Annotated in this window: 4 protein-coding genes and 4 pseudogenes; 1 reads left to right on the forward strand and 7 read right to left on the reverse strand. The window is 60.0% G+C overall.

Features of this window, described 5'->3' with window-relative positions:
- The 4 genes and pseudogenes from JWP26_RS17875 to JWP26_RS17890 all read right to left on the reverse strand — a co-directional run.
- A pseudogene (locus JWP26_RS17875) lies at window positions 1–266 on the reverse strand (hypothetical protein); the annotation flags it as partial.
- A 270-nt stretch (window positions 267–536) separates the two neighbouring features.
- A complete protein-coding gene (locus tag JWP26_RS17880) occupies window positions 537–722 on the reverse strand; it encodes a hypothetical protein (protein ID WP_299730882.1) in 186 nt (61 codons plus the stop codon).
- Between the two features lie 161 nt (window positions 723–883).
- Entirely contained in the window at window positions 884–1,435 is a 552-nt protein-coding gene (locus JWP26_RS17885) for a thiol-disulfide oxidoreductase DCC family protein (RefSeq protein ID WP_299730884.1), read from the reverse strand.
- A gap of 257 nt (window positions 1,436–1,692) precedes the next feature.
- The gene (locus tag JWP26_RS17890) at window positions 1,693–2,583 is read right to left on the reverse strand and encodes a LysR family transcriptional regulator (protein ID WP_299730887.1); all 891 of its coding nucleotides are present in this window, start codon (window positions 2,581–2,583) and stop codon (window positions 1,693–1,695) included.
- A gap of 94 nt (window positions 2,584–2,677) precedes the next feature.
- Here JWP26_RS17890 and JWP26_RS17895 point away from each other — a divergent pair, with 94 nt between their 5' ends.
- Entirely contained in the window at window positions 2,678–3,784 is a 1,107-nt protein-coding gene (locus JWP26_RS17895; protein WP_299730890.1) for an aldo/keto reductase, read from the forward strand.
- A gap of 241 nt (window positions 3,785–4,025) precedes the next feature.
- On the opposite strand, the pseudogene JWP26_RS17900 reads toward JWP26_RS17895, so the two are convergent.
- The 3 pseudogenes from JWP26_RS17900 to JWP26_RS17910 all read right to left on the reverse strand — a co-directional run.
- Window positions 4,026–4,656, reverse strand: a pseudogene (locus JWP26_RS17900) (tyrosine-type recombinase/integrase).
- Between the two features lie 403 nt (window positions 4,657–5,059).
- A pseudogene (locus JWP26_RS17905) lies at window positions 5,060–5,418 on the reverse strand (alcohol dehydrogenase catalytic domain-containing protein); the annotation flags it as partial.
- Between the two features lie 144 nt (window positions 5,419–5,562).
- Window positions 5,563–5,744 (reverse strand): annotated as a pseudogene (locus JWP26_RS17910) (sugar ABC transporter ATP-binding protein); the annotation flags it as partial.

Consider the following 5,744-nt stretch of genomic DNA (forward strand, 5'->3'; position numbering starts at 1 on the left):
AGATCCAACGTCTGCACTTGAATCCATGGATATTCGGCGTTGAACGCATCGATCAGTGGCTTCCAGTTCATTTCGCCCATGTTCGAATAAACCAGCACGCCCTTTTCGGCGCGCGAGGCCTCGATCACGCCGGAATAATCGGCCGGATAATAGTCAGGCTGTGCCGCCATGACGCCGCCGATCGTCGTCGACAGCATCAGCGCCGCAGACAGCGCCACCAGCGCTTTGGTCGCCCGGCGCCTGCCGGGATTGAATGTCGTCTTCATATGGTCCTCCCACGAGAAACGATTTTATACATAATGTATAATGTGCGAAGTGGATATCACATCAGGTTCGGCTGTCAATGCCCGGGACGACCCGTAAGGGCATTCAAGCCGTGCTTCCATCGAAGGCTAGGAATCTGACCGATCAAACAATCACTAAGTTAGGTACAGGCGCTGCATACCGCCTCCCTGGCCTTCGAAAAGTCCGCCTCAATACGAACGGAATCCCGCATTGATGGGCGAGGAACGGGGTTCAAAGCGGCCAAAAGGCATTTAGCGGCCGCACGGCCATCCCTCTTGAGTGTTTTTGGGCAGCTCTTCCAGATAATCTATGCCCCGATCCTTCAGCTCGGCAGCAACGGAGGCAGGCATTTCGAAGACTAGGATACCTGTTTCGTTGCCGCCCGGACCGAAGCCCCAGGATTGTTCGGAGACATACACGACATTGGAAACGTTCATCGCTTCTGGAACGAAACTGAGGTGTTGGTCCCTGCTGTAGAGCTGGCGCCCTCCCCAAGGAAGTCCAACCATCGGCGGTAACTACAAAAGGCCCACTTCCAGTGCTTTTTAATGCCCTTCGATACCATTTCGTCTGTGATGTGTGACGCCATTGAGAGTGACTAGTTAATGGCGGCTTTGGGACATGATAGCGAGAAAGCGGGTAGGCAGTCACTTCGCCCGCTGTCGGGCCTGCCCACGGTCTGGAGCCGGCGGCAATGAGCGTTTGAGGTCGGGGAAGCGATGACCCTGCCCCGCGGGCGGGATGAACAGTTGTCTTTTCGACCGAACCAGCGATAACGATTTCGGGCGACTAGCCGGTAGATCGCATCGCGGATCGCGCGCGGTACCACCACTAATCCCGCTAGCAGACGCCATGGCATCTTAAGGTGCCGCGCAATAGCCAACCCGGCATTTGATTGCGTCAGTCCCCGCTCCCCCTCAACCACCAGATAGGTCAGTTGCAGGTCAGCGGACGTCAGCCCGTGCCGCCCAGCAAGCGCCGCACCCTGCTCGGACCAGGCAGAAATGAACCGTGTCGTATGATCCCGCTCATGCTGCAGGATGAAATGCACCCACGACGAGCACAGCACGCAATCGGTGTCGAAAACGACGACCATGTCTGGTGCAAACATCAAGTCTCTCCCGGGCGTGGCTGGTTCAAGTTCGATCATGTAGACCCCCCGCGGTGGCAAAAGGCATTCACCCCTCCCACGCGGGCGTACCGTGCCGCAATAGGTGAATGGGCAGGCATCGGCCTCAAGCGAGGCACTTGGAGGTGCCCGCTTGGGAGACTTCATGTCCAAAAGCAGACCGTCTTCTTCCTACCCCGGAGTGTCCGATCGGTCACAACCGGTTTCAACCTTTTTGCGGCCAGTATGCCCTCGAACGGGCCCACTTGAGGATCGGGCCAGCGCGAATTCCATAGTGCTTATTTCGCTCGCATCGCGTCGATGAAGGCGCGCAATGCAGGGGGCTGATTGACCCGGCCCGCATAATACAAATGGTTAGGTGGGACTCGGGACTGCCAATCATCGAGCACCGAGACCAGGGCGCCCGAAGCCAGGAATGGCGCCGCGTGGCGGTGCAGCGCGACGGCAAGCCCCAGTCCGGAGCGTGCGCTGGCCAGTTGCATGTCGATGTCATTGGTGACGAACGTGCCCGATACAGCCAGCGCCAGGGTTTGCCCTTCCCGCTCGAAGGTCCAACGGTGAATGGATCGCGCCGAAGGGTAGCGATAGTTGATGCAGTTGTGGGCAAACAGATCTTCCGGCTGTAGCGGTACTCCATAGGTTCGGAGATAGTCGGGAGAGGCAACGATATCGAGCGTGTCGCCGTCGTCTAGGCGGATCGAGACCATGTCCTGTTCCAGCGACGGCGCCCGGCGGATGCCCGCATCGAACCCGGCGGCCACGATGTCCACCAAGCCATCGTCGATCACCAGTTCCACGTTGATTTCCGGATGGTCGAGCGAGAACTGCATGAGCCTGGGCTGCACCAGTTCGAACGCCGCCGAACGATGGGCGGTGATGCGAACTCGCCCCGACGGGCGTCCCCGATCGGTCTTGAGGTCGCTGACGGCCTGGTCGATCTCGGCGATGGCCGGCTGCAGGCGTGCCAGCAGGCGTTCCCCCGCTTCGGTCGGCGCCACGCTGCGGGTGGTACGATTGAGCAGGCGAACACCCAGCCGGCTTTCCAGCGCCTTGATGCGATGGCTCAGCGCGGAGGCCGATACGCCCAGCACGGGGGCGGCCCGACTGAACCCACCAGCCTCGACGATCGCGGCCAATATCGCCAGATCGCCCCAGGTCTGCCGATCCATTGCTGATCTCCATTCATAAGCCTTACAAGGTAAACAGCGGTAGTCTTCAGCAATCGCCATGTCCATCTTAGGGTGACCAATCAGGAGAATTGACATGGACCTCACCAGTTTCCGTACCCTTGGCCGATCCGGCCTTGCTGTCAGCCCGATGACCTTGGGCACCATGACCTTCGGCACGCAGCGCTGGGGCGCCGACGAGACGGGCTCGCGCGCAATCTTTGATGCCTATGTCGGGGCGGGCGGCAATTTCCTCGACACGGCGGATGTCTATTCCGGCGGAGAAAGTGAGCGCATGCTCGGGCGCTTCGTCACCGAAGGCGATCTCCGCGACCGCCTGGTCATTGCGACCAAGTCCGGTTTCGGCACCGGCAATCACCCCCATTCCGGCGGCAATGGCGCCAAGCATGTCCATGCCTCGGTGGACGGCTCGTTGCAGCGCCTTGGCACCGATTTCATCGATCTCTACTGGCTGCATGTCTGGGACATGGTGACCCCCGTCGAAGAGGTGCTTGAAACCATGGCCAACCTCGTCCGCTCCGGCAAAATTCGCTACTACGGCCTTTCCAACGCGCCGGCGTGGTACGCAGCCAAAATGGCTACGCTGGCCCAGGTCCGCAGCCTGCCGGCGCCGATCGCCATGCAGTTCGAATATTCGCTGGTCGAACGTGGCATCGAGCAGGAGCATGTGCGGCTCGCCGCCGAATTCGGCATGGGGATCCAGCCGTGGAGCCCCTTAGGCGGCGGCTTCCTGAGCGGCAAGTATCGGCGCGATGACCCGGCCAATGTCGCCGGGCAGCGCGGCGTCTCCCTCCCGGACGGTAAGCCGGAAGCCGATGCCGGCGGCCGGGATCGGCTGTCGGGGTCCAATCCATTTGGCGACAGCAAGTTCACCGACCGGAACTGGGCCGTGCTCAACGTGCTGCAGGCTGTGGCCAGGGAACGCGGTTGCACGCCGGCACAGGCGGCCCTGGCCTGGCTCAGCGCCCGGCCGAGCGTGTCGTCCGTGCTGATCGGCGCCAGCCGTCCGCAGCAGGTGCTCGACAATGTGGCCGCGCTCGAGGTGATCTTGAGCCAGGACCAGGTGAGCCAGCTCGATCAGGCCAGTGCGTCTGTCGCCAGCTACCCAACGTCGCTGTTCACTCCGCTGGTGAAGAGCTTCGTGTTTGGTGGTGCCGATGTTCAGGCGCACATCACACACTAATTGTGTAAATGCGCTATTTGGCCGCGAACGACCAAAACTGACCGCATCCGATCGGCATGAGACGCTCGATGCAAGTCGGTTTTGGTTATTTGGCGAATTTTGGCGCGGAGTCTGCCCTGTCTGGTCGTTGGCTAAGCCTCCACGAAATCGACCGCTTTCAGGAAATTGCGAAGGTTCGACTAACGGTTGAAATGGGGCGCTTCGCCGACGGCTCATTGACTACCGGCGAAGTCGCTGAGGATCAGATTTCGGTGGCCTCTGACAGCGAGAGGGCGTCGTCGACTTCCACGCCCAAGTACCGAACTGTGTTCTCGATCTTGCTGTGGCCGAGCAAGATCTGAATGGCTCTCAAGTTGCCCGTAGCCTTGTAAATAGTCGACGCCTGAGTTCGGCGCAGGGAATGAGTACCATATTCCTGTGGCGTCAGACCAATGGCGTTCACCCACTCGTCGACAAGCCTTGCATATTGGCGGGTACTCAGGTGACCGTCTGCTACGACACGGCTCGGGAATGCGAAATCATCAACAGTACCGCCCCGTCGCTCGAGCCAAGCCAGCAGGCTGGCCCTTGTGTCCGAGGTGATCTCAAACTGAACGGGTCTGTCGGTCTTCTGCTGGATCACCATCGTTCTGGAGCGCATGGCGGTCCCGGCGACGAGTGTGCCAATCTTGATCTTCACCAAGTCGCAACCTCGAAGCTTGCTATCGATCGCAAGGTCAAATGGCGCCCGGTCTCTCATCTTGCTTTCACGGTCGAGAAAGAAGCGGATTGACCAAATCTGTCTGACTTTTAAAGCGCGCTTGACGCCGATTTGCTTGCCGCATTCCAAGCGGGTCTCCTGCAGCAGCAGGATCACACTGTGAGATTCCCATAACAAATTCTCCTTCGGCCAAAGCGGCCGTGGGCGAAACGACTATGGTGTGGTCACAGATGGCTGGGCCGACCCCATTTCTGCCATTCGACATGACAAGTCGAAATCCTGAAAGCTGCCGTTAGCCGCATCCAACCGTTCGCTTGGCCGGCCTCATGCTAGGCAGCCTAGAGCCGCCCGGTTCTGCGATAAGGTGGGAGGTCGAATGGCGGCTCTGCTTTATCCCGCGCGGCCGCACTGCATGGCAGCGCCCGCCTTAGGCCGAGTAAGCTCAACTGTCGGAATGATCACGCGAGTTGTTTTTTCCGGATATATCCGAAATCCGGGTAGCGCCTGGCCTGCTCTGGAAATATGGCGGCCCCTTCCGGGGCGATGGTGGCTGGTGCCGTTCTGGGCGAAGGAGTTGCCCAAGGATGCACCACTTCGAGCGTCAGCACGCCATGGATCGGCGGCGTCGCCCAGAAGCTGACGGCGGGATCGATATTGTACATGCCGAGCCGGCTGGCGCGCGAATTTGGATACCCGGCTCCATGCAGAGACGGTCACCGACCTTCAGATGGGTCACGCCGGCGCCGACCTCGATGATGGTCCCGGCGGCCTCATGGCCCAGCACCATCGCGCATTGACCACGAACGGCCCGATCTTGCCGTGCGTATAGTAATGCACATCCGAACCGCAGACGCCCACCGTGTGGATGGCGATCTTGACCATGCCCAGAGGCATGTCGATCTCCCGCATGGCCATGCTGGCGTTCGAGGGGCATGCACCTTAGTCACGGTCATATCCTGGGCATCGGATGGCATAAGGCTGGGCAAGCAGGTGAGCATTTCTAACTCACCGGTCATTCCCGCGAAGGCGGGAATCCATTCCTTCGTCCACGGAAAGTGGATTTCCGCGCTCCGTGGTTTCAGATGTTGGGTGGCGGCATGGCGCCGGTCATGATCGCTACCGCGTCGGACATAGTGTGATTTTTTGGGTTGATCACTGCGATCCGCTTGCCCAATCGGTGGATGTGAATGCGGTCCGCGACCTCGAACACATGCGGCATGTTGTGGGAAATCAGTACGATGGGCAGGCCGCGCCGCTTGA

It is taken from the genome of Devosia sp. (assembly GCF_028290435.1).
Taxonomy (GTDB): Bacteria; Pseudomonadota; Alphaproteobacteria; order Rhizobiales; family Devosiaceae; genus Devosia.

What these genes read in the sequence shown, in the direction of transcription:
- JWP26_RS17880 (WP_299730882.1), bottom strand. Translation starts at nt 722, where the DNA reads ATGAACGTTTCCAATGTCGTGTATGTCTCCGAACAATCCTGGGGCTTC.
- JWP26_RS17885 (WP_299730884.1), bottom strand. Translation starts at nt 1,435, where the DNA reads ATGATCGAACTTGAACCAGCCACGCCCGGGAGAGACTTGATGTTTGCA.
- JWP26_RS17890 (WP_299730887.1), bottom strand. Translation starts at nt 2,583, where the DNA reads ATGGATCGGCAGACCTGGGGCGATCTGGCGATATTGGCCGCGATCGTC.
- JWP26_RS17895 (WP_299730890.1), top strand. Translation starts at nt 2,678, where the DNA reads ATGGACCTCACCAGTTTCCGTACCCTTGGCCGATCCGGCCTTGCTGTC.